General features: G+C 42.0%; 21 protein-coding genes and 5 tRNA genes. 5 read left to right on the forward strand and 21 right to left on the reverse strand.

The window, feature by feature from the left end:
* Nucleotides 1–47 precede the first annotated feature (47 nt).
* From J8Z28_RS12880 to xerD, 17 genes are all read right to left on the reverse strand, one after another.
* On the reverse strand, nucleotides 48–797 hold the full coding sequence (locus J8Z28_RS12880) for a L,D-transpeptidase family protein (protein WP_250659576.1): 750 nt from the start codon (nucleotides 795–797) through the stop codon (nucleotides 48–50).
* On the reverse strand, nucleotides 794–1906 hold the full coding sequence (locus tag J8Z28_RS12885) for a mandelate racemase/muconate lactonizing enzyme family protein (protein ID WP_250659577.1): 1113 nt from the start codon (nucleotides 1904–1906) through the stop codon (nucleotides 794–796). The genes J8Z28_RS12880 and J8Z28_RS12885 overlap by 4 nt, the downstream gene beginning before the upstream one ends.
* Nucleotides 1907–1914: 8 nt before the next feature.
* Nucleotides 1915–3291 (reverse strand): SH3 domain-containing protein, encoded by a 1377-nt coding sequence (locus tag J8Z28_RS12890; RefSeq protein ID WP_250659578.1) that lies wholly within the window; start codon nucleotides 3289–3291, stop codon nucleotides 1915–1917.
* 28 nt (nucleotides 3292–3319) lie between these two features.
* Complete coding sequence (locus tag J8Z28_RS12895; protein ID WP_250659579.1) at nucleotides 3320–4618, reverse strand: peptide deformylase; 1299 nt, start codon at nucleotides 4616–4618, stop codon at nucleotides 3320–3322.
* A gap of 160 nt (nucleotides 4619–4778) precedes the next feature.
* Entirely contained in the window at nucleotides 4779–5651 is an 873-nt protein-coding gene (locus J8Z28_RS12900) for a hypothetical protein (RefSeq protein WP_250659580.1), read from the reverse strand.
* The gene (locus J8Z28_RS12905) at nucleotides 5635–7071 is read right to left on the reverse strand and encodes an alpha/beta fold hydrolase (RefSeq protein WP_250659581.1); all 1437 of its coding nucleotides are present in this window, start codon (nucleotides 7069–7071) and stop codon (nucleotides 5635–5637) included. The genes J8Z28_RS12900 and J8Z28_RS12905 overlap by 17 nt, the downstream gene beginning before the upstream one ends.
* A gap of 716 nt (nucleotides 7072–7787) precedes the next feature.
* Nucleotides 7788–7864 (reverse strand) — tRNA-Arg (locus J8Z28_RS12910).
* A gap of 97 nt (nucleotides 7865–7961) precedes the next feature.
* Nucleotides 7962–8038 (reverse strand) — tRNA-Arg (locus J8Z28_RS12915).
* A gap of 140 nt (nucleotides 8039–8178) precedes the next feature.
* Nucleotides 8179–8255, reverse strand: a tRNA-Arg gene (locus J8Z28_RS12920).
* An 81-nt stretch (nucleotides 8256–8336) separates the two neighbouring features.
* A tRNA-Arg gene (locus tag J8Z28_RS12925) sits at nucleotides 8337–8413 on the reverse strand.
* Nucleotides 8414–8451: 38 nt separating this feature from the next.
* Nucleotides 8452–8544: transfer RNA gene (locus J8Z28_RS12930), tRNA-Ser, on the reverse strand.
* Nucleotides 8545–8656: 112 nt separating this feature from the next.
* Entirely contained in the window at nucleotides 8657–8854 is a 198-nt protein-coding gene (locus J8Z28_RS12935; RefSeq protein WP_055020963.1) for a hypothetical protein, read from the reverse strand.
* A 252-nt stretch (nucleotides 8855–9106) separates the two neighbouring features.
* A complete protein-coding gene (lysS, locus tag J8Z28_RS12940; protein WP_175081029.1) occupies nucleotides 9107–10642 on the reverse strand; it encodes a lysine--tRNA ligase in 1536 nt (511 codons plus the stop codon).
* A gap of 26 nt (nucleotides 10643–10668) precedes the next feature.
* Nucleotides 10669–11767, reverse strand: a protein-coding gene (gene prfB, locus J8Z28_RS12945; RefSeq protein ID WP_105181232.1) for a peptide chain release factor 2 whose coding sequence is annotated in 2 segments (ribosomal slippage) — nucleotides 10669–11691 and nucleotides 11693–11767 — 1098 coding nt in all. Because the reading frame shifts where the segments join, the coding sequence is not laid out codon by codon here.
* Between the two features lie 143 nt (nucleotides 11768–11910).
* A complete protein-coding gene (gene recJ / locus J8Z28_RS12950; protein WP_250659582.1) occupies nucleotides 11911–13632 on the reverse strand; it encodes a single-stranded-DNA-specific exonuclease RecJ in 1722 nt (573 codons plus the stop codon).
* 77 nt (nucleotides 13633–13709) lie between these two features.
* Nucleotides 13710–14444 carry a bifunctional protein-disulfide isomerase/oxidoreductase DsbC gene (dsbC, locus tag J8Z28_RS12955; RefSeq protein ID WP_250659583.1) on the reverse strand — a complete coding sequence of 245 codons (735 nt, stop codon included), beginning with the start codon at nucleotides 14442–14444 and terminating at the stop codon, nucleotides 13710–13712.
* 59 nt (nucleotides 14445–14503) lie between these two features.
* Complete coding sequence (gene xerD / locus J8Z28_RS12960) at nucleotides 14504–15391, reverse strand: site-specific tyrosine recombinase XerD (RefSeq protein WP_408002930.1); 888 nt, start codon at nucleotides 15389–15391, stop codon at nucleotides 14504–14506.
* A gap of 128 nt (nucleotides 15392–15519) precedes the next feature.
* Here xerD and fldB point away from each other — a divergent pair, with 128 nt between their 5' ends.
* Nucleotides 15520–16041 carry a flavodoxin FldB gene (fldB, locus tag J8Z28_RS12965; protein ID WP_063703534.1) on the forward strand — a complete coding sequence of 174 codons (522 nt, stop codon included), beginning with the start codon at nucleotides 15520–15522 and terminating at the stop codon, nucleotides 16039–16041.
* Nucleotides 16042–16084: 43 nt separating this feature from the next.
* Here fldB and J8Z28_RS12970 read toward each other — a convergent pair whose 3' ends face one another.
* Nucleotides 16085–16513, reverse strand: a complete 429-nt coding sequence (locus J8Z28_RS12970) for a DUF2147 domain-containing protein (protein ID WP_055020966.1) — start codon at nucleotides 16511–16513, stop codon at nucleotides 16085–16087.
* Nucleotides 16514–16617: 104 nt separating this feature from the next.
* On the opposite strand from J8Z28_RS12970, the gene J8Z28_RS12975 reads away from it, so the two are divergent.
* Entirely contained in the window at nucleotides 16618–17052 is a 435-nt protein-coding gene (locus J8Z28_RS12975) for a hypothetical protein (RefSeq protein WP_250659584.1), read from the forward strand.
* Between the two features lie 57 nt (nucleotides 17053–17109).
* Nucleotides 17110–17793, forward strand: coding sequence for a hypothetical protein (locus J8Z28_RS12980; protein WP_250659585.1), 684 nt, complete (start codon nucleotides 17110–17112; stop codon nucleotides 17791–17793).
* Nucleotides 17794–17796: 3 nt separating this feature from the next.
* Here J8Z28_RS12980 and J8Z28_RS12985 read toward each other — a convergent pair whose 3' ends face one another.
* Nucleotides 17797–18495 carry a tRNA1(Val) (adenine(37)-N6)-methyltransferase gene (locus J8Z28_RS12985; protein ID WP_250659586.1) on the reverse strand — a complete coding sequence of 233 codons (699 nt, stop codon included), beginning with the start codon at nucleotides 18493–18495 and terminating at the stop codon, nucleotides 17797–17799.
* A 76-nt stretch (nucleotides 18496–18571) separates the two neighbouring features.
* Between J8Z28_RS12985 and srmB the strand changes: the two genes are divergently transcribed.
* Nucleotides 18572–19801, forward strand: coding sequence for an ATP-dependent RNA helicase SrmB (srmB, locus tag J8Z28_RS12990; protein WP_063528733.1), 1230 nt, complete (start codon nucleotides 18572–18574; stop codon nucleotides 19799–19801).
* Nucleotides 19802–20022: 221 nt separating this feature from the next.
* Entirely contained in the window at nucleotides 20023–20361 is a 339-nt protein-coding gene (locus J8Z28_RS12995) for a BON domain-containing protein (RefSeq protein ID WP_250659587.1), read from the forward strand.
* A 27-nt stretch (nucleotides 20362–20388) separates the two neighbouring features.
* Here the strand turns inward: J8Z28_RS12995 and J8Z28_RS13000 are convergent, their stop codons facing one another.
* Together J8Z28_RS13000 and radA are read right to left on the reverse strand one after the other, a co-directional pair.
* Nucleotides 20389–21321 (reverse strand): aq_1923 C-terminal domain, encoded by a 933-nt coding sequence (locus J8Z28_RS13000; protein WP_250659588.1) that lies wholly within the window; start codon nucleotides 21319–21321, stop codon nucleotides 20389–20391.
* A 50-nt stretch (nucleotides 21322–21371) separates the two neighbouring features.
* Nucleotides 21372–22766: a DNA repair protein RadA gene (radA, locus tag J8Z28_RS13005; protein ID WP_250659589.1), complete on the reverse strand. Its 1395-nt coding sequence runs from the start codon at nucleotides 22764–22766 to the stop codon at nucleotides 21372–21374.
* Between the last annotated feature and the right edge of the window lie 71 nt (nucleotides 22767–22837).

Below are 22837 nucleotides of genomic sequence, written 5' to 3' on the forward strand. Positions count from 1 at the left end.
TTATTCCACCATTATGACAAAATTAAAATACTTTTATTTTATTATTTTTATTTAGCTAAGTTAGGTAATTGCCACTGACTTTGCTTTTGTTGATATTGCGCTTTGGTTAAGCTGACTAATAATGGTTTTTTACGCTCATCTAACCAAGCAAGTAGAGCATCCATATCGCTTTCAGTCATCGCAGTACAACCCGCTGTTGGTTTACTAGGTGCACGCCATAAGTGCATGAAGATACAACTACCCGCGCCATTAATATTGCTTGGATTATGCTTAACTACAATGCCTTTTTTATAAAGATTATCTTGGCTGTAAATATCACGACGCATCCATTCTGAAGAATCTTTTACGGCATCTTCACCTACTTGTGCTTTATCAACCAATTGGTTGTAAAACGGTGAGCCTTTCACATCAATACAATAATCATTTGCTGTCATTGCTTGATAACTGAGGTTCGTTTGTAATGAATCTAAATAACCAAATGCAGTACCAAGCTCAAAAATACCTGCAGGCGCTTTACCATCGCCTTCTTGTTTTTGCTGACCCGATTGTGCCGGATGCAGCCCCACTCCCCACGCAAGGCCAGTACGACCCAGTACCACCGCGTGTTGCTGACCTTGTTGTTGCCAGCTACCAGCGGTTTTTTCAAAACGATACAAGGTGGCATCAATGGCATCACTGTCATTGGCTACCACCACGACGAGCTGTTGATGACTGTTATCAATAATAGGTTTAGGTAACTCTTTGCTGGCACAAGCCGATAAACTCATAACTGCAATAAGACTGACTAGTTTTTTCATGCTGGCCATACTCCGTTTATAATTAGTTCAAGCCCCGTTATTGATTCAATACCAAGACCTGGGGCATCCGATAAGCGTATTTGTGGGCCGCTAAATTCAACGCCCCCTTGCACAGGGTCATATTGACCAAGGGCTGGGCCATCTAAATCGATTTTACTGATTTGCTGTGCTTTGGCAGAGGCTAAATGTGCAGCACCAGCTACGGCAATACTGCCCTCTAGCATACAACCTATCATACACTCCGCTTGGTATTGGGCTGTGATATTAGCAATCTCAATTGCTCGGCTTAAACCGCCCGTTTTCATTAATTTAATATTGATAATATCAACTGCGCCAAGTTCTAAAAGTTGGATCACTTGCTTCGGTGAAAAGGCGCTTTCATCGGCCATAATCGGGGTGTTCACTCGCTCAGTAATATATTTGAGACCTTGAATATCGCTGCTTTTTACCGGTTGCTCAACCAACTCTAATACCACGCCTGCTTGCTCAAGTTGCTGCAGTGCAAACACAGTTTGTTTGGCATTCCAGCCTTGGTTTACATCTAAACGAAGCTGCGCCTTAGCGGCAAACCCTGCATGGATTGCTTTTACTCGTTCAATATCTTGATTAAGGTTATTGCCGATTTTTATTTTTAATACATCAAAACCTTGCTCAACCGCTCGCTGACAATCACTGAGCATTTTATCTATGTTATCGACACTAATGGTGATATCGGTTTTCAGCGCTGAATTACCACCACCAAGTAGCTTATATAAAGGCACTTGATAGAGCTTGCCCCACAAGTCGTAAACCGCTAACTCTAAAGCCGCTTTTGCACTACTGTTACCAACCACCGTAGATTGAATAATGTGGGTAAGCTGGTTAATGTTTTCGATTTCTTGCCCCACTAATTTAGGAGCAATAAACTGCTGAATGACCGCGATCATTCCTTGATGGGTATCACCTGTAATAACCGGAGTTGAGGCCGCAGAGCCATAGCCGATTTGGCCACATTCTGTATCGATTAAAACCACTAAATCCTCGATAAAACTGACTTCTCTTAGTGCTGTTTTAAATGGGGTAACTAATGGCACTTTGAGCTTTGCAAAGCGAACAGCTTTAATTTTCATATTGGCCTCTAGCGAATACGCTTAATGTTATAAATACGATCTAAGTAGCTGGTTTCTTGAGATAATCTAAGTGGTAATAATGGCGTGACCGACACCCCATTCAAGGCACTACTATAAAAACTACCATCGCCTTTGTTATAACCTAAGCCTTTAACGTCATGAATAACATACGGCTCGCCTTGGTGCTCTCCTAAATACATCATTACATGACCCGGAATATAAATTAGATCGCCAATCGCCATGTTTTTAACCTTTGGTAACTTAGCATCCGCCGCTGTATTTTTATCAAAGCGATTATTTTGCCCGTATTCACTACTGCCTTGCTGCCCTGAATTACGCGGCATTAGTAGGCCAAAGCTCTTATAAATTTCACCAACAAACCCAGTGCAGTCACGGCCATTATAATCATGACCCCAACCATAACGCTCACCTAAAAACTTAAAGCCCTGTTTAATTAGATTCTGTTCGTTGTAGTCTAGGTAGCCTAAATTTACATCGGCAGTTTTACTAATCATCGCCGGTTTAATAACAAGTTGGCCTTGCTCATCGCGGGTTGGTAACTGTACAACATGGCTAGCATAGCTATTTTGACCATTTAGCAAATACGGTACTTGCTCACTATCAACTAATGGTAAGCGTACTCCCATATCGAGCTGAACTTCTGAGAGGCCTTCATCGTTTGGCACATAAGCAGTATTTACTTTTGCACCGGTAACAACTAAGAAGTCATCTTGTTCGCGATAGGCCTTTATTTTATCTGCATCAGCAAAGGCAAGATCTTCGGCAGGCGTCCACGCTAGGTAGTTGTAAGCACGTACTAACAACCATTTTTTATCTGCGCTTTGATGCAATACAGCAACCGCTTCGCCCGGGAACATTCCGCTTTCTTGAAAGCGATCTAAGTCTTGATCAAGGCCGCTATTTAAAACCCGATCCCAAGTTGGAAAAGTACGTAATACAGTGCGCTTAACGACTACAGCAAAACGTACCTCATTGTTATCTGCGACCTTGTTAAGGTTTAAGTTTTCCTGATATTTGGCAAAGTCTTTCGCGGTGAGTTGGCGGCCATCGGTAAAAAAGCGCGGGCTTTTTGGAATTGAACTTGCTGAATGAATGGCGCTTGTTAGCTCGTCTTTGGTAAGCGATTTTTGAAATGAAAGAGGATCAACAATGTATTTATTATCTTTTACTAGTTTTTTGTTGAAGGCCGCAATTTGCGACTCAGTCATGATCACTTTTGCCGATGCCCCTTGTGCTAGCCAGTAGCTGGGCGAAAGCTGTGACTGCGTGACCCCGATAACATCTGATTGCCAACCCTCAGCATGCATAGGTGCACTAAAAGCAACACCTAAAGTAATTGATAAAGCGATAATTGAACGACGCATAGCTGTACCTTAATTCTTATTGAACGCGTTAATCTAATAATTTTGTAAAAGCATGCTGCAACTTTTGCTGCATTTGCTTACCGACTGTTGGCAAATTGGCTTCGTCAGCCCCCGAAGTTGACTGCTGTACACTAAACGTAAACTCACGGCCACCTTGGTAATTGCCTAAACACACATGTGCCAACATTACGGTTTCTGTGGTGGAGCGCGTTTCACTTGGCCCCCAACCAATTTTTTGCCAAACACGCCATTGCCCATTCGTCGCGCTATCGAGCACTTCTTTTGCAGAGCGACTATCATTTGGCGCAATAACATTTGCCAATGCATTTGTAACGATATGACTGATACCTACCATCATACCGCCTACAGGAGCATGTTCATCTGTATGACCTGTGCCGTTAAGTAGCACATCAACATCACTTGCTTGTAAATAAGGCATTTGCGTACTTGGTTCACGCTGATGACTAACCAGACGTTTTAACCATTCCGCTTGAGCAAGTGTGGTCATTGCTTTGTTGCCCGTTAAACCACAGCTCTCACAACGATACCCTAAATAGCCAGGATCATCACTGCTTGCTTTGTACCGGCTTATCTTTGCATCAAGCTCATTATTGGCAGGGTTATGCCAGTATTCGTCTGATGGCATAAACTGCTCTGAGCCATATGCGCCGTTAAATAACAAACGCTGATCCTCTAGTTTTAGCCAGCCATCATTAAAAAGCCCACGTAAATATTCGCGCCCTGCCACATTGACAAAATAACTGGCTATCGCATTTGAGTTACCATCGGCTTTGCCAAATGCTTCGTAACTATTAATACTGCTGATCAAATCAGCCAGTGCCGTATCACCAGCAAAAGAAGCTGCGCCAAGCTCTGGGTGGGTTTGCCTTACTTTTGACAGCGCACCGCTAAATGCTTGAATTTTTGATGAACTCCAAGGTTCATACAACTCATTGTGGCTGCCGTCACTTAAATACCGGTAAGCTAATTGCCCTGCTTGAACTTGATAATCAATTAAAAGTAGCTTGCCCGGTTGCTCTGGGGCTAAAAAATACTGCCAGTCGGCCGCAACTCTGTTTTGCCAATCCGCCTGCTGGTAATTAACCTCAGCCGCTGATTTATAGCCTTGCAGCTTAGTTTCACTCTCAAGCGATAAACAGCCGGTATTCGTTAAATCGTTTGGCAAAATAGCGGGTGCTAACATTACTTGCTCAAAGTATTGTTGGTCGGTTAATGGAGCTTTTTCTGTGTTCGCTTTACAGCCAGCCAAGAGTATCAAGCCGCAACTTATAGCCAGCCGTTTTTGATATGCACCTTTCGCATACATAAAATAAAATTCCCACTTGTTATTATTTTTGGAATATTTTATTAAATCTAACACAAATTGACCGTGAAGCAAATTAACTCGGTTTTAATGCGTAAAGGATTTGAAACAGTGAGGATTTAGGTGACGTTGAGTGTGAAACTACACTCAACTTCTTAAGAGATTAAAGAACTTGCTCAGTGTATTTTTGTAAGTCAGTGATCAAATCACGATATAGCGTTGAGCTTTTATCCTTAATGCGGTCGAGAAAGAAATCGTCAGCAATATGGGTGATTTTTTGACGCTTCTTTTTATCGCTTAATTTGCTTTGCGCAACATCCATCAGCTCGGCTATTTTCTCACGTTCATAGCCGTTTAAAGAGGGATCTGTGCTGATATCTTTTAGCATGATTAATGAGTCTATTGTTGAGCCATTTAGGGTTACCGTTAACGCTTTTGCTAAGCTTGGTAACCAGGGTTTTTCAATCTGCTCACCAATCACATAAAACATGTTTTGTGCTGTCGCTAAGTCACCATCACGAACTGCAACACTGCCAATAATGAGATAAGAAATAAGCTGCTCTTTTGGATAGCTCTGGCTCACTGTCGCAAACAAAGGATCGGTGCGAATGAAGTCAGCTTTTTGTTTAGCCATTTTACGCCAACCTTTGTTATAAAAAGCCAAAGACTGAGCACTGTATGCTAAATATTTACCCCGCATATCAGTCGCTTTAGCAAGCGCTAAGTCGCTTTCAGCAATTGCAAAATCTTTACTTACACCAAGGCTCAAAATGTAGCTCATCATAGCATGAGTCAGTGTTGGCTCAATTGCACCTATTTGCTCTAACTGTTCTTTTTGCAGTTTGTTATAACCATAAGCAATGGTATCGACACTGGTATTCGACAATCCCCTGTACGTTTCATAACTAAAACTATCTTGTAGATCAGCATATTGTTGTTGCTCAGTCTTTGTTGATTTGCAACCACTTAGTAAAGCGACACAAAACAGCGAGCACGCTGCTAATTTAACAAAAGGGATGCTATTTAAAGCGGTCATCAATAATTCCTTTTTCTACTTCTATGGCATCATGTGCCAAACCTTGATATATCGGGCTATGGATTCTACTTAACGAGAATATAATATTGCTGTCATCGACAACGCTTATTGCATGCTCAGATGCATTGATTTGCACACCAGCACCATCAAATCGGCTTTCATTCAGTTTTACACCTTGTTGAGCCGTAATAGTGACATTGGTTAGTTCAACCACAGAGCGCTTAACATTTAAAGCGAGTTTAGCCCCTGATAAGCTTACATTTTCTAATCTCACTAAAGAATCTTTAATACGGATAGATTCAGCAACCACATTTTTAAGTAACACATTATTACAGTCTTCAATAATCATATGACGGTAATGGCCTGAAAACTCGCGACTGTGCTGATCTTCACAATGAAATGTCTCGATTTGTTTATCTGAAACTTCTGCACTGGCTGTTTTTTTAACTTCCCCAGTTAACGCTCGATTTAATAAAGCTAAAAACTGGCTGGGCTGTTGCTTCATTGGCACATGACCCACATCAGGCAAAGTAGCTAAATCACTATTGATTAGCTGGCTGTTCAATACTTTTGCAGTTCGTAATGGAGCTACGGCATCTTCTTCACCCCAAATAATATGTGTTTCTATTTTCAGATTGCTGACAATCTCGCTAAAGTCTTCTTCAACTAAACTCAGCGCTGCATTCATATTTGGTGTTTCACCCATTACTAGCTTCCACGCACCATCACTACGCTGCAATAACTCTGTCAGGTATGAATCGATCGCCCCTTCTTCAATGAGTCCGGTTGTAAAATCATTGAGCTGAGCTAACTTAGTTGAGAGAAATTTAGGTAGCTTAGTATTAGGCTTAGGTACGTTGGAGATAGGCTTTATAAATGCCACTTTATGTAAAATACCTGCCGCGTCGACTAACACCAATTTATTGAGTTTCTCCGGGTATTTGCCAGCAAAATACAGGCTGACCGCTCCCCCCATAGAGTGACCCACAACCGTGGTTGGTTCAGCAATATAGAGATCGACCACTTCCGCCAGTACAGCAGCATAATTGCGAGGAGAGTAACGCCCTTCGGGGCTTTCTGAGTGAGCAAAACCAGGTAAATCAATCGCAATAACATGATAATGTTTACTGAGTTCAGGGATAACCCCAAACCAATCTTGCATACCTAATACGCCTAAACCATGCACAAGCAGCAAAGGCGGCGACTTTTTATCACCGGCCTCTAAGACCAAAATTGATGAATTAAATACGGACTCTTGGTAAGTACTAAACAACCAATCTGCTTTAATTGGAGATTCAAATTTGAGTGCTTGGATTTGTTGTTGGTTTAATGGTGTTGATTGCGATACAACTGGCTCGCTTTGCGCAGCAAACGAACCAAGCAAAATGCAATAAAAAAAGAATAAATGAAATAGACGCAAGGGATATTGGTTTAATTATTATTATATTAGCGAGATTGTACCCTTTGTCGGTTAAATGTAAATAATGCATGAGCATGAACCTAACATTGAGAAATGGTTATTCTGGGATAGATAACAAGATGTGGTAGATGGAGGTCATCATTTATGGCAACAGCATCTTTATACGCGCGAAACAAGTTTCACGCCTACGGGGTGCATTTTTTGTATTTTGAGTTGGGGTTTAATTTGTGGTGTGGAAGCATGATGTTCGCGACTGAAGTCGCTGCCCCCCTGTAGGTCGTCATTTATGGCGACAGCATCGTGATACGCGCGAAACAAGTTTCACGCCTACGGGGTGCGTTTTTTATATTTTGAGTTAGGGTTTAATTAATAGTGTGGAAGCGTGATGTTCGCGAATTTTAGGCACAAAAAAACCGACTTTCGTCGGTTTATGTCACTTTAACTCTACTTAAGAGAAAAGTGGCGTACGCGGGACGTATTTTGAAACAGTGAACCTCCGGCTGTATGGTTCAAAGTCGCCCAAAGAATAATGAGGTGCAATAAAAGGTATGTTTATTCACGGCTGAAGTCGCTACTACGAATATTACGATAATAGACGCGATATAAAATCGCTGCTACAGGTTTATATCGTGTTTTCACGCTTCTACGCGAATTGCAGGCACAAAAAAACCGACTTTCGTCGGTTTATGTCACTTTAACTCTTATTGAGAGAAAAGTGGCGGACGCGGGAGGATTCGAACCTCCGACCGCCTGGTTCGTAGCCAGGTACTCTATCCAGCTGAGCTACGCGTCCGCATTATATTCTGCATGTTTAAGTCTTGCATTGACTGTATCTTAAAGACACAAAAAAACCGACAGCTTGTCGGCTTATGTCACTTTCTAAGAGAAAGTGGCGGACGCGGGAGGATTCGAACCTCCGACCGCCTGGTTCGTAGCCAGGTACTCTATCCAGCTGAGCTACGCGTCCGCAGTTGCATTTTATAATCTTGCAATGATTTTATCTTTATACTCGATATGAGTTTCAAATATGGCGGACGCGGGACGTCTCTTGAAAGAGTGAACCTCCGACCAAATTTGTATCTTTATACTCGATATGAGTTTCAAATATGGCGGACGCGGGAGGATTCGAACCTCCGACCGCCTGGTTCGTAGCCAGGTACTCTATCCAGCTGAGCTACGCGTCCACACGCACATTTGAACATTGCTAATTTATTCTCTTAGCAAGAGACTCAAGTTTATACTCGATGCAGAGTTAAAGTAAAAAGTGGCGGACGCGGGAGGATTCGAACCTCCGACCGCCTGGTTCGTAGCCAGGTACTCTATCCAGCTGAGCTACGCGTCCACACATATTACTTTCAAGACATGCCATTTTAGGAAAAATGGTGGAGAAGGAGGGATTCGAACCCTCGATAGAGCTACAAACCCTATACTCCCTTAGCAGGGGAGCGCCTTCGGCCACTCGGCCACCTCTCCGTCTTGTGGGGCGTATAATAAAGATTTCAGGAAATATGTCAAACACTTTTCAAGGAAAATCGTATAGATGGTTATAGATTGTCCATAACGAGCCAAAACAGCTTGTTTTTGTTTATCCTTTCGCCGTTTTTTCTTTATCACTCAACGGCTCAAGACCCGTCAATGGGATCAGTTCATCAGTTAACTCTGCGAGGTATTGATCTTGATAACCCAATTGTTGAAATTCGGCTATGCAAGCACGATAAAAATCTTCACGTTGATGCTCGCTTTTGTTCGTATCTGTAGGCAACGGCGAAGGCTTTTTAGTCATTATTATTAAGTCCATTTATACATTGAACGAGAATTGCGCAATGATGTCATATCTTGGCTAAAAATAATACTATTGGCCTTTGTATTTGTAGAAAAATTTTACAACTTAGTAACTTTGTTGGAAGACTAATTCAGCATTTCTTTTCAGATCAGCTAATTACAATTGAGTATTAAAATTGAGAGCAATAAAAATCAGAAATTTCTGATAACAAAAACGCCGCTAAAAAGCGGCGTTTTCAAGACTTTTAGCTGATTAATCAGCTTGAGGACGCATGTGTGGGAATAGGATCACGTCTTTAATTGTTGGTGAGTCAGTAAATAACATCACTAGACGATCGATACCAATACCCTCACCCGCTGTTGGTGGTAAGCCGTATTCTAATGCACGGATATAGTCATCATCGTAGTGCATTGCTTCATCATCACCTGCGTCTTTCTCTTCAACTTGACGAGTAAAGCGCTCTGCTTGGTCTTGTGCATCGTTAAGCTCAGAGAAGCCATTTGCTAATTCACGGCCGCCAACGAAGAATTCGAAACGGTCAGTTACAAACGGGTTTTCATCGTTACGACGTGCAAGTGGTGACACTTCCCACGGGTAAGCGGTAATGAAAGTTGGTTGAATTAACTTATGCTCAGCTGTCTCTTCGAAGATTTCACATAAGAATTTACCCGGGCCCCATACACAGTTTTCTGGGATCTTAACGTGTACTTGCTTCGCGTACGCTTTAAGTTCTTCAAAATGGTTTTCAGGGTCATTAAATACCGCAGCATCAAAGTCTGGGTTGTACTTAAGGATAGCCTCGCTCATTGTTAAACGAGCAAAAGGTTGTCCAAAGTCGTACTCTACTGAATCAACCACTTCACCATTTTCATCTTTCGTTGTGTTTACAACAATTGGTGAACCAAGTACGTCTGTCGCAACAGTACGTAACATGTCTTCAGTAATGTTCATTAGGTCAATGTAATCAGCGTATGCTTGGTAGAATTCGATCATTGTGAATTCTGGGTTATGACGCGTTGATAAACCTTCGTTACGGAAGTTACGGTTGATTTCGAATACACGCTCAAAGCCACCCACAACTAAACGTTTTAAGTAAAGCTCAGGTGCAATACGTAAGTACATGTCGATATCAAGTGCATTGTGGTGTGTTACGAATGGACGTGCAGACGCACCACCCGGGATCACTTGTAGCATAGGCGTTTCAACTTCCATGAAATCACGATCAGCTAAGAAACGACGGATACCTTCAACAACCTTAGAGCGAATACGGAAGGTTTCACGCGTCGCATCATTAGTGATTAAATCAACATAACGTTGACGGTATTTAGTTTCTTGGTCAGATAAACCATGGAATTTTTCTGGTAACGGGCGTAATGACTTTGTCAGTAACTCGTACTCTGTCATTTCTACGTATAGGTCGCCTTTACCTGATTTATTTAGTGCGCCTTTAACACCGATGATGTCACCGATATCAAGTTGACCATATTTTGCTTTTAATTCTTTTTGTACGTCTTTTGATGCGTACGCTTGAATTTGGCCTTTCATGTCTTGTAACGCAAGGAAAGGACCACGTTTTGCAAGAATACGACCTGCAACTGATACAACGTGTTGCTCAGCAACTAATTCTTCTTTCGATTTATCACCAAACTCAGCTTGCAAATCAGCCGTGTAATGTTCACGACGGAATTGGTTTGGATGACCGTTGGCTGGGCAATTTTCGCGGATTGCGTCTAATTTGCCACGACGCTCAGCGATTAACTTATTTTCGTCTTGGATTTGATCAGTCATTTTTTAGCTCTTTTTTAGCTTGGTGGTTATAGGCCAGATTTAAGGCTGGCTTCAATAAATTTATCTAAGTCGCCGTCAAGAACCGCTTGTGTATTACGGTTTTCAACGCCTGTACGTAAGTCTTTAATGCGCGAGTCATCAAGTACGTATGAACGAATTTGACTACCCCAGCCAATATCAGATTTAGCATCTTCTTGGCTTTGTTTCTCAGCATTTTGCTTTTGAATTTCAAGCTCAAACAATTTCGCTTTTAACTGCTTCATTGCTTGGTCTTTATTCTTGTGCTGTGAACGCTCATTTTGGCACTGTACAACAGTGTTAGTTGGTATATGAGTAATACGAACCGCAGATTCTGTTGTATTTACGTGCTGACCACCGGCGCCTGATGCGCGGTAAACGTCAATACGTAAGTCTGCCGGATTAATATCAATTTCGATATTATCGTCGATTTCTGGGTAAACGAATGCCGATGCAAACGAGGTATGACGACGACCACTTGAGTCGAACGGGCTCTTACGCACTAAACGGTGAACACCTGTTTCTGTACGTAACCAACCGTATGCATATTCGCCAACAAAGCGCACTGTTGCGCCCTTAATACCAGCCACATCACCATCAGTTGCTTCAACCAATTCAACTTTAAAGCCTTTTGCTTCACCCCAACGTAAATACATACGCAGTAGCATGTTACACCAGTCTTGGGCTTCAGTACCGCCAGAACCTGATTGTAAATCAAGGTAAGCATCGTTTTGGTCATGATCGCCTGAGAACATACGACGGAACTCTAGCTTTTCAAGCTGTGCGTTTAAATCGCCTAATTCAGCTTCGGCTTCAGCGAAGGTTTCTTCATCTTCTGCTTCAACAGCAAGCTCGACTAAACCTTCAACATCTTCGGTACCTGACACTAGATTATCAATGGTCTCAACGATAGCTTCGAGTGCCGACTTTTCACGGCCAAGTGCTTGAGCTCGCTCTGGCTCATTCCACACTGCTGAATCTTCAAGTTCTGCGTTAACTTCTTCTAACCGCTCTTTCTTAAGAGGGTAGTCAAAGGTACCCCCGAAGCAGTTCAGTACGTTCGCGAATTTCCTTGATTTGATTAATCACAGGATTCACTTCAAACATGTACATTACTCCAAAATGGCTGATTTACCGCGCACCGATATCGACAATAAATACGGTAAATTATCTACAAATATTAAAAACGCCCGATTTTAACAAAAAACCGAGCGTTTTATTAGCCTTTTATGTCGATTATAACGATATTTTTATGTCGCTTTTTGTAGCTCTCGAATAATCAACTGTAACGAGAATTTACCACGGAATTCATTTATATCGAGTTGGTAAGCAGCTTTCACATAACGCACTTCGGTATCTGGCCATGCACGCACATCAACACCAAATGCAATACCGTCAACTAATCGTCCAGACTGATGTTTTAAAACCAGTTTTAAGTGTTTTTCACCAACAATGCGCTGCTGTATTACCTCAAACACATGCTCAAACACTGGCTCTGGAAATTGCTGCCCCCAGGGGCCAGCATTTTTTAGTAAGTTGGCAAACTCCATCGAAAAGCAATCATTAGGCAGTTCACCATCGGTAAGTAAAATACTTTGCTTGTGCTCTTCAGTGAGTGTGTCTGTTACCATTTGCTCAAACACTGTTTTAAATTCAGTAAAACTTTGCTCATTGATACTCAGCCCGGCCGCCATAGCATGGCCACCAAATTTACTGATCAAGTGCGGATAGAGCGTATTTACTCGCTCGAGTAAATCACGCATATGCAGCCCTTCAATAGAGCGGCAAGAGCCTTTTATTTCGCCGTTATCGCCAGCGGCAAAAATAATCGTCGGGCGGTGATACTTTTCTTTTAAGCGGCCAGCCAAAATACCAATCACACCTTGGTGCCAATCAGCTTGGTATAAACAAATGGCATCAGGCACTGTGTCGGTTTTAAATGCTAAACGGTCAAGCACTGCTTGTGCTTCAGTTTGCATGCCCTGCTCTATTTCACGGCGCTCATGATTGAGACTGTCGAGCTCACTGGCAATGCGGCGTGCTTGGTTTATATCGCTTGATAACAAACAAGCTATGCCTAAACTCATATCATCTAGACGCCCTGCTGCATTTAAGCGTGGCGCTAATGAAAAGCCAAAGTCACTGGCACTTAAACGGGCAGCATTACGATTCGCCACTTCGATTAGGGCACTAATACCTGGGCGTGTTTTACCACTACGAATACGCGCTAAACCTTGATGAACTAAGGTACGGTTATTGGCATCAAGAGCGACTACATCGGCAACGGTACCAAGGGCTACAATATCAAGTAACTCAGCCAAATTTGGCATTGGCTGATGCTGAAAATACCCTTGTTCACGTAAGTGGCTACGTAAAGCAATGAGCAGATAAAAAGCTACCCCAACGCCTGCTATTGATTTCGATGGAAACTGACAGTCATGGCGATTTGGGTTCACGATAGCATCTGCATTTGGCAAGGTTTCACCTTGTAAATGGTGATCAGTTACCAGCACCTTAATACCCGCTTGTTTAACAATTGCAATGCCATCAATACATGAAATACCGTTATCAACAGTGATCACAAGCTCGGGTTGCATAGTCACTATTTGCTCAGCAAGCGCAGGACTTAAGCCATAACCTAGGCTGAATCTGTCTGGAACCAAGTAATCAAGGTTCTTTAAGCCAAACATAGCAAGACCTTGCATTAAGGTTGCTGTGCTGGTTGCGCCATCGGCATCAAAGTCACCGACGATTAACACGCGACTTTGAGCCGCGAGCGCTTGTTGCAATAGCACCACAGCTTTGTCGATGTCTTTAAACAACTTAAAATCATGTAATGTCGCAGCGCTATTATCGAGTTCGGTGGCACTTTGCACCTGTCGAGTCGCATATATTTGCTTAATTACAGGGTGTAAATGGTGTGGTAGATGCGAATCATCAACATGAGGACGAGCTTGAATTATTTTTTCCATGTCGGAAATGGTACTTCTTTGCTTAAGACAAATAAAAAAGGCCTACGACAAATAGGCCTTTTCGTTTAAAAAATCAATTATGAAGATGTTTTTGGTAAGGCATCAAGCGCTTGGCTGATCTGCGCAGCTGATTGATAACCTGGGATCATGGTGCCATCTTCTAAAATAATTGCTGGAGTACCCGACATACCAAAGCTTTGACCTAGTTGATAATGCTCAGCAATTGGTGCGTTACAACCAGGCACTGCAGCGACTTCTGCACCCGCTTTTGCTTCTGTTAACGCTTCAGCAGGGTCTTTAGCACACCATACATTCATTAAATCTTGATAACCTTTACCACGTAAACCACCACGTGGGAAAGCAAGGTATTTAACCGTGATACCCGCATCTAAGAAATCATCAAGTTCACGGTGTAACTTACGGCAGTAACCACAGGTAATATCGGTAAAGACTGTGATTGAATGCTTTTCGTTTTGCGCTTTGTAAACGATCATTGAGTCTTCGTACTCAGCAATGCCTTCTTTACGTACATCGCTCAGTGCATGCTCTGTTAGATTAACTCGGTTATTAAGGTCAATCAGTGTTCCTTGCATTAGAAATTGACCGTCAGGGCTTGCGTACAGTACACCCTTATCAGTAATTAGTTCTTTAAGGCCTGCCACTGGGCTTGGGTTGATTTGCTTAACGGTTACGCCTAATTCAGCAAACTTAGCAATAATAGGGGCATCAGCAGCGTCTGTTGTTGATACGCCATTGGCAAACACATTTAAGCTTGTGCCTAGTAGTGCTGTGGCTAAAACTAACTTTTTCATAAATATCCTATATCCTGATCATTTTTTACATAGACCGGTACATCTTTAAAAATCTTGCACTAAGCACGTGGATGATGTTGCTCGTGTACCGACTTCAATCTTTCATTCGCTACATGGGTATAAATTTGTGTTGTTGATAAGTCACTGTGACCTAACATCATTTGCACGACTCTAAGGTCCGCCCCATGATTAAGCAAATGCGTTGCAAACGCGTGTCTAAGCGTATGCGGTGATAACGGCGATTCAACTGATGCCAAAATAGCATAGTGTTTGATGCGATGCCAAAAAGTTTGTCGTGTCATGCCAATCCCGCGCTTTGATGGGAACACAAAGTCAGTGGCATGCTTAATCATTTGCGAACGGCCCACTTTTAAAAACTGCTCAAGCCAGTACATTGCTTCTTCGCCTAAGGGAACTAAACGCTCTTTATTACCCTTACCTTTTACAAAGACTACCGCTTGGCGCAAATTAATTTGCTCCATTCTGAGTCCCACCAGCTCAGTAACACGAAGCCCCGTGGCATATAACAGCTCAAGCATGGCTTTATCGCGAAGCCCCATAGGATCTTCTATGTCTGGGGCTGCAAGCAAAGCTTCGACTTCGGCTTCTGACAGCGTTTTTGGTAATGACTGCCCAGCTTTTGGCTGAGCAATATTGACCATCGGCGAATCGGCAATGGCTTTTTCGCGCACAAAATACTGATAAAAACGCTTAAGCGCACTGATGCTTCGCGCTGTACTGCGCGACTTCAGCCCTAAATCAACACGGTATGCTAAATACGCTTCAATATCATCAGAGCGAACAGCTAGTAGGTCTTTATCTTTTAAAAATTGGCAAAACTTTTCAAGGTCACTGCGATAAGCGGCGAGTGTATTTTCGCTGACCCCTTGCTCAAGATACAGCGTATCTAAAAATAACTCTAAATGTTCGGCGTTATTTGCTGTTATTACACCTTTTTGGGCTTGTGAATTATTATCAGCCACGCGTACTCTCATCCTTATCAAGGTATCAATTGATTATACCTTACGGTAAACTTACGCCTATCATATCAGGCAAATACACAGTGATAAATACGATGCAGATTGGTTTATTTTATGGTTCGACAACCTGCTACACAGAAATAGCGGCAGAGAAAATTCGCGATATTATTGGTCACGACATAGTGAGCCTTCACAATATCAAAGATGAGCCATTAAAAAATGCAGAGCAATTTGATTTCGTGATCTTCGGCATTTCAACTTGGGATTTTGGCGAGTTGCAAGAAGATTGGGAATCAATCTGGGACGACATTAAAGATGTTAACCTAAACGGCAAAACCGTGGCTCTGTTTGGTATGGGCGATCAACAAGGTTATGGTCAGTGGTTCCAAGACGCACTTGGCATGTTACACGATGAAATTTGTGATCAAAGCATTACCTTGCTAGGCAAATGGCCTAACGATGCAAGTTATGAATTTGAGGCTTCAAAAGCACTCAGCGAAGATGGCAAACAATTTGTTGGCTTAGCCCTTGATGAAGACAGTCAATACGAGCTTAGCGATGAACGTATCGCAAGCTGGGTTGAACAAGTCATGACTGAGTACAGCGAAAGCTTGTAAGTCATGAATAAAAAAGCCAAGCATTGCTTGGCTTTTTTAATGGTTACTCAACACGTTGCCAATATTGATTACGATAGAAAAATGCAATATATCCGCGTACTTCAAGCACCTTACCTTGTTCTTGTGGGGTCAGTTTAAGGGTATAGGTTTTACCATTGTTTGGGTCTAGAATTTCACCCTCTTGCCAGCTACCATCGCCAGCATCTGTAGCGCCTTCTATAATTTTTAACCCTAAAATAGGCTGATTTTTCTTATCACCTTTACACTCTTCGCAGATTGCGTCTTGCTTGGCTGGGTTAAGGATTTTTTCAACACTACCAACCAATACACCATCTTGCTCACTAATACGTACTAAAGATTTCGCTTCATTCGTTTCTTCGTCAATAGTTTTCCAAAGACCCACAGGCGTCAATGCAGCAAAACTTAACTGAGAAAATAATAAGGCAGATAAAACAATTGATAAACGGAACATAAAAAACTCGTATAAAACTTAAGACTTTGGCACTATATCAGGGCTTAACCAAACACACCATTTTGCTAAGCTCCGAAATCGACACAGCATTGCGAGGGAACACAATGAGTCAATTCACATTAATTACCGGTGATATTGTCAGTTACGACAGTAATCAGGTAGCTACAATTAACGCCGCGGGCGAAATAAAAATAAATCGCTTTGCTGAGCCATTATTTATTCCTGATAGCGCTAAAGCCGCCATTGAACTGGGTCGGCTTGATGATAACTTGTTTAATTTAAAAAAGTTATTACGTTCAGGCTATGCCGACCCCTGCCCTACGACCCGCGTGCTAATTGAAACCACACATCCTTTACCTGAAATCAACGGCCTGCTGATAAAACGCCGCTTTAGCATTATTGACTTTTGCAGTGCCGAAATAGAAAAGTCGCACAGTAAAGCCGTGTTAGACGCCCTATTAGAGCTTGAATATGTGCAACAAATTCAGCTTGATGAAGTAATGCAATTACAGCTACCGGTACAATTTAACAACCAATAAAGGTACAATAACTTATAAGTATGCTAATCGGCTCCTTCATTTGTAAAAGGAATAACAATGAAAAGTGCGCTACCTATAATGATTGCCGCAAGTATTTTGCTAACTGGTTGTGATGAATTAGAAGTTGAAGAAACTCATAACTTTGGCGATGAAATGTATGAGAACAATTACACACTCGTAAATACCACTGATTTAGAAGTGGACTATTACATGGCAAACACTGACCTGTTTGGTGATGCTCAAGAATTTAAAGACTCTCAATACTATGTTGATACGCTTGCATCGCAATCACTTCCCGTTGATGTAACACATGCTCACAATGAACGTAGCCGTATTTCATTTTATGTAGTCGATCACAGTGACATAACTAACTCAGCCACACAGATGTATCAGGTAGAGCAAAATCAACCTTATCATTTTGTGGCTTGGCAAAATGAAGAAAAGCTTCGTTTAACTCTAGTAAAAAAAGCTAATGATGATAAAGATGACTTTTTTGCTATACGTATTCTCGCAACTGAAAACCTTCGCTTAAAAGTTGAAAAGCAAATCGTCAATTTATATCAAAATCAATTAAGTTACTGGTACCACATTGATGACTGCGCTGATGATTTAAAAGTATCAAAGCTCAATGATGAAGATAAGCGAGTTTATGAACCTGTCTCAATCTGCAACGCATCATATGGGCAGTCATACACTTTACTTTTAAGTGAAGATGGCCTTGAAGCGAGCATTGCTGAATAACAATTACATCTTTAGGTAAAAAGCTTTACATAGCTCTTTATAACCTTGACTATAACTGCCATCAGCGGCGTGTATCGTTAACGACGTTGTTTCGCATTCAGTACTGTTTTGACTGAGTAACAACAAGCTGCGACTTGGTTGTTTTTTCTCGGTTGTACGTACCAAGCAATGCCGATTTAAGTACCAGCCTGCTTGCTCTGCTACCGCAATGAATTGTTTTGCCTCTACGCAAGGCAAAATCACATTCAAAAGCGTTTTGCCGTGGCTAAGCCTAGTACACGCTGCTATTAATTCGCTGAAGCTCAGGCCATCAGTATGGCGGGCAGTATTTCGAGCATCATTTTCACCTTTTAGGCTCGCATTAAAATACGGTGGATTGGTGATGATCGCATCAAAAGGCTCTGCTGCGCTGAACGACTGCACAGCACCTTCGAAAAGGTTTATATCAGACCATGGGCTAGCCGCAAAGTTATCTCGGGCATCACTGCAGGCACCCGTGTCTATTTCTATGGCACTGACTTTTGCTTCAGGCGCTCTTTGTTTTGCCATTAGCGCCAACAGCCCTGTGCCAGTGCCAATATCTAAAATGCCCTTAGCACCACTTACATCAGCCCACGCCCCTAACAAAATACCGTCGGTCGACACTTTCATCGCCGTGCGTGTTTGCGTTACCGTAAATTGTTTAAACACAAAGCCTGACATTTTTTCACCTTTTCATTCACCACAGCCGCGTTAACGCGTATAATTAGGCTCAATTGTCCTCTATTTATGTCACTCTATGCAATTTTCTGAATTTGATATCGATAACAAGCTGTTAAATGCCATTAATAAAATGGGTTTTGATACGCCAACCAGTATTCAACAACAAGCGATCCCTGAAGCTCTTCAAGGTCGTGATATTTTGGCATCTGCCCCTACTGGTACGGGTAAAACAGCCGCGTTTTTGATCCCTGCAATTCAATATTTGCTTGATTTCCCGCGTCGCGATCCTGGCTTTGCGCGCGTGTTGATCATGACACCAACCCGTGAGCTTGCTTATCAAATTCATGAGCAATGTGAATTACTCGCAGCACAAACTCATCTTAAAATTGGGGTTGTAACAGGTGGTATAAACTACGGGACACACAGAGAAATTTTCGAAAGCAATAACGACATTCTCATTGCCACACCTGGGCGTTTAATGGAGTACCTTGAAACAGAGAACTTCCATGCTGAAAACGTTGAAATGCTTATTCTTGATGAAGCTGACCGCATGCTAGATATGGGCTTTCGTAAAGAAATGCTACGTATTTGTGATGAAGCACGTAACCGCCGCCAATGTTTCTTATTCTCAGCGACCCTTGAAGGTGACAGCGTTGAGTTATTTGCAGAACGTATCTTAAACGACCCTGCACTGCTTGAAGCCGAATCTTCACGTAAAGAGAAAGGCAAAATCCACCAATGGGTTCATCTTGCGGATGACTACGACCACAAGCTAAAAATGTTGGTTGAAACATTAAATGGTGATGACATTCATAAAGCTATTGTGTTTGTAAAAACTCGTGAGCGCTTAGAAACATTAGTTGGTGAGCTAAACAACGAAGGCCTTCGTGTAGCTTGGTTACGCGGTGAAATGCCACAAGACAAGCGCATGAAAGCGATGGAGAACTTTCACTCTGGTCGCAACAATATCTTAGTTGCTACGGATGTTGCTGCTCGTGGTATTGATGTTGCTGATATCAGCCATGTTATCAACTTTGATATGCCTCGCACCGCAGACGTATACGTACACCGTATTGGCCGTACTGGTCGTGCAGGTAAAAAAGGCATTGCGATTTCATTTATTGAAGCTCATGACGTGGCAATTGTTGGTAAAGTTGAGCGCTACATTGAGCAAAAGCTTAAACGCCGAGTAATTAAAGGGCTTGAGCCACAGCACAAAGAAGCGAAGATCCCATCTAAAAAGAAAAAAGATCCAGTAAAAATGAAGGCAAAGAAAAAAGCCAAAGCTAAAACGAAGAAGAAGTAGTTTTAACTTTAACATCATAACTGTGAAAATGCCGAGCTTGTCTCGGCATTTTTGTGCCATACCCTTTTTACTTATTAACTGTGTAATTAGTTCACACTTTATTGCCCACACATCACACCCATAAAAATAACCCAATCAAATTCAACAACTTAAACATTGGAATAATAATTGTAACAGGTTCAGCAATAGTTCACAGCAGACTAGATTAACGAGGGAATTGTATGAGCCGCTTCAAATTAACCGTAGTACTTACTTTATTGAGTTGTATGTTTTTACTTGCTTGCGCAACGACTGTGAGCGCCAATACTAGTGTGCTAACAACAAGCACATCTGCGCAACCGCGCTTACAGCAAATGGCATTGCAGAAGTTAACTCGTAACCCTAACTTTGACATTGAAAACTTACAAGTGATTGTTGAAGGTGAAACTGTTGAACTAAAAGGTATTGCAGAAACGGGATTTCAACGCGCTTTAGCACAGAAATTTTTAGAACACAGCCAAGGTGTGATGCAGATAAAAAACAACCTTAAAGTGAGTAAGTTAAATCACTCGTCACTTTAAGGTTAGGTTTACAGAAGAGGCTTGAGATTATTCGCCACTTGCTTGTAGGTTGATGAATTTCGCAAGTTCTTCAGGTTGACCCATCAGCATTTGAATTTGCTGATTAATCTCCATCATAGTTTTACCTTCAGGTAATTTAGCTGATACAGAGAAAGACGATAAACCATTCACAAAGTTGCTAATCGCTGTAGCAAGCTCTTCACTCACTGGTACTTGCTGTAATTGCATCGCAACGACTTGCTTAAATTGATCATGAGTCATACCTTGTGCAGTTAAGAAGCTATCAACAACCGCTTTAAGCTCACCTTCATCAGCAATCGACATATTAATGCTACGTGGCTCTAACTGAGTGAGGGCTGCCATCATCTTCGATTGCTGTTGTAACTGCTGCTCTAAAGTAAGCTGACCATCAGCTGCTTCATTTTGCATCTGGCTCACAGCGAGTGATGCTTCCATCAGCGCTGTGGTTTTAGCTAAACCAAGATTAAAGTTAACGTCAGCCACCTCATTTGCAGTCACTTTAAGAGCAAAGTCACTGTCGCCTGAATCTTTATTATAATCAAGCGATGAGTCAACGTTATAGCTTGTTGATGCTAGCTTGTTATTAGAATTTTCTGGCAGCTGCGCTAAAAATTCATCGCTAAAACGAAAGTTTTTCATAACAAAACCTGTGTGAGGCGGCACCGCATCTACTTCGTAACCCGACACATCAATACTATCGATTGTTGCAACAGGCTCATTGCTTAAACTATTTGAAACCGTGATCTCAGATAACTGCATGCTGCTATCAAAAATACTGGCTGAGATATCACTGTATTTAATTTCTACACCGCTTTGGATTGATAACGCACTGATTTGCTTATCAACCACCTTTTTCACTTCCTGTGTAGCTGCGTAATTTGCGTAAGCTACGCCACCGACAGCCGCAGCAACAACCGCTGCAATAATTAACTTCTTCATTTTATTTCCTTTAATTGGTGTAAATTTTTTATCAGTGTATCAAATTGTATTTAGTTTATTAACGACAATAGCTCATGCACGGTTTTTACTGGGGTGATCTTAGCCCCAAGGCCTTCCATTGATTTATGGTAATTACGATATGGAATAAAGATCTCAGTAAAACCGTGTTGCGCAGCTTCTTTAACTCGAGGTACGCCGCTGTCGATTGGTCTTACATCACCATTTAAACTTAGCTCACCCATAATACAGGTGGTACGCGGTACAACAAATTCGTTCAAGCTGCTTAAAAGTGCTGCTACCAATGCTAAATCGATACAAGTCTCTGACTCATCGATTTTTAATCCACCAACAATGTTGAAAAAAGTATCGTGGAAGATTTTTGTTTTTGTGTGCTTACGTAAAATACCTGTTAGCATCTTGATACGATTCATATTTAAGCCAACACACACCCGCTGCGGGAATTCGGCTTCGGTTTCTGTGGTTAAACATTGTATTTCGAGTAGTAAGTTACGGTTACCTTTACGGATACAAGTGATAGCAGAGCCCGGAGACTCGGTACTAGAACCAGATAAAAAGATTTCGCTTGGGTTATCAACGCTCAGCATTCCGCGCTCGCACATTCTAAAAATACCCACGGTGTCGATATCACCAAAACGGTTTTTATTAGCACGCAGTGTTCTGACTTGGCCATCGTTAGTATCGATATGCAATAAAGCATCGACTATGTGTACAAGTGTTTGCGGCCCAGCAATTTCGTTATTTTTGTTTACATGAGCAATGATGAACATAGTGACATCATTTTGCTTACAGTATTGTGTTAGTGCCTGAGCTGCACTTTTTACCTGTGAGGGTGAGCCAGGGCTACCATTTGCCGTTTCTGTTACCACGGCCTGAATTGAGTCAATAACCGCGAACTTAATTTTGTTTTTATCAAGCTCTTCAATGATGGCTTCAACACTGGTTTCAGACAGCAAGTAAAGCTCATCTTCGTTGTAATCTAATCGTAAGCGATTCACACGGTTTTTAAACTGCGATAAAGATTCTTCGGCTGTGCAGTATAAAGAAGGCATTAGCTTTGACATACGTGCGACTAAATCTGACAGCAAAGTGGTTTTACCGGCACCAGGGTCGCCAGAAATAATGTTAACAGAGCCTGTGGTTACGCCACCACTTAGTACTCTGTCTAGCTCACCTATTTCCGTGAGGCGTTTTTCGGCCTCTGTGGTCGCAACTTCATTGATTTTCTTTGAGCCACCGCTAGCGATACCGGCATAGCCTGCCACTGCCGCACGGCTTGCCGCTTGCTTCGATTGCTTCGATTGCCCCGCTGAAGGCTTAAATTCTGCCAGCGTATTCCACGCTCCACACTTACACTGACCTTGCCAGCGTTGATAGTTCATGCCGCACTCAGTGCAGACAAATTCGATTTTTGCTGATTTTGCCATTCGGCCTTACCTATTTTGGTCGCTGTTTTGTGACTATTTCTGTATTTTCAAGCATATAATAGCTAAAGTAA

It is taken from the genome of Pseudoalteromonas sp. SCSIO 43088, from assembly GCF_023650795.1.
In the GTDB taxonomy this organism is placed as follows: domain Bacteria; phylum Pseudomonadota; class Gammaproteobacteria; order Enterobacterales; family Alteromonadaceae; genus Pseudoalteromonas; species Pseudoalteromonas shioyasakiensis.

Bases quoted from the DNA above. Each gene is read 5' to 3' on its own strand.
- J8Z28_RS13000 (WP_250659588.1), bottom strand. From the start codon at position 21,321: ATGAAGAAGTTAATTATTGCAGCGGTTGTTGCTGCGGCTGTCGGTGGC.
- srmB (WP_063528733.1), top strand. From the start codon at position 18,572: ATGCAATTTTCTGAATTTGATATCGATAACAAGCTGTTAAATGCCATT.
- J8Z28_RS12900 (WP_250659580.1), bottom strand. From the start codon at position 5,651: ATGACCGCTTTAAATAGCATCCCTTTTGTTAAATTAGCAGCGTGCTCG.
- fldB (WP_063703534.1), top strand. From the start codon at position 15,520: ATGCAGATTGGTTTATTTTATGGTTCGACAACCTGCTACACAGAAATA.
- J8Z28_RS12890 (WP_250659578.1), bottom strand. From the start codon at position 3,291: ATGCGTCGTTCAATTATCGCTTTATCAATTACTTTAGGTGTTGCTTTT.
- J8Z28_RS12980 (WP_250659585.1), top strand. From the start codon at position 17,110: ATGAAAAGTGCGCTACCTATAATGATTGCCGCAAGTATTTTGCTAACT.
- J8Z28_RS12895 (WP_250659579.1), bottom strand. From the start codon at position 4,618: ATGTATGCGAAAGGTGCATATCAAAAACGGCTGGCTATAAGTTGCGGC.
- J8Z28_RS12885 (WP_250659577.1), bottom strand. From the start codon at position 1,906: ATGAAAATTAAAGCTGTTCGCTTTGCAAAGCTCAAAGTGCCATTAGTT.
- dsbC (WP_250659583.1), bottom strand. From the start codon at position 14,444: ATGAAAAAGTTAGTTTTAGCCACAGCACTACTAGGCACAAGCTTAAAT.
- J8Z28_RS12935 (WP_055020963.1), bottom strand. From the start codon at position 8,854: ATGACTAAAAAGCCTTCGCCGTTGCCTACAGATACGAACAAAAGCGAG.
- J8Z28_RS12995 (WP_250659587.1), top strand. From the start codon at position 20,023: ATGAGCCGCTTCAAATTAACCGTAGTACTTACTTTATTGAGTTGTATG.
- J8Z28_RS12880 (WP_250659576.1), bottom strand. From the start codon at position 797: ATGAAAAAACTAGTCAGTCTTATTGCAGTTATGAGTTTATCGGCTTGT.
- J8Z28_RS12985 (WP_250659586.1), bottom strand. From the start codon at position 18,495: ATGTCAGGCTTTGTGTTTAAACAATTTACGGTAACGCAAACACGCACG.
- recJ (WP_250659582.1), bottom strand. From the start codon at position 13,632: ATGGAAAAAATAATTCAAGCTCGTCCTCATGTTGATGATTCGCATCTA.
- lysS (WP_175081029.1), bottom strand. From the start codon at position 10,642: ATGACTGATCAAATCCAAGACGAAAATAAGTTAATCGCTGAGCGTCGT.
- J8Z28_RS12975 (WP_250659584.1), top strand. From the start codon at position 16,618: ATGAGTCAATTCACATTAATTACCGGTGATATTGTCAGTTACGACAGT.
- J8Z28_RS12970 (WP_055020966.1), bottom strand. From the start codon at position 16,513: ATGTTCCGTTTATCAATTGTTTTATCTGCCTTATTATTTTCTCAGTTA.
- radA (WP_250659589.1), bottom strand. From the start codon at position 22,766: ATGGCAAAATCAGCAAAAATCGAATTTGTCTGCACTGAGTGCGGCATG.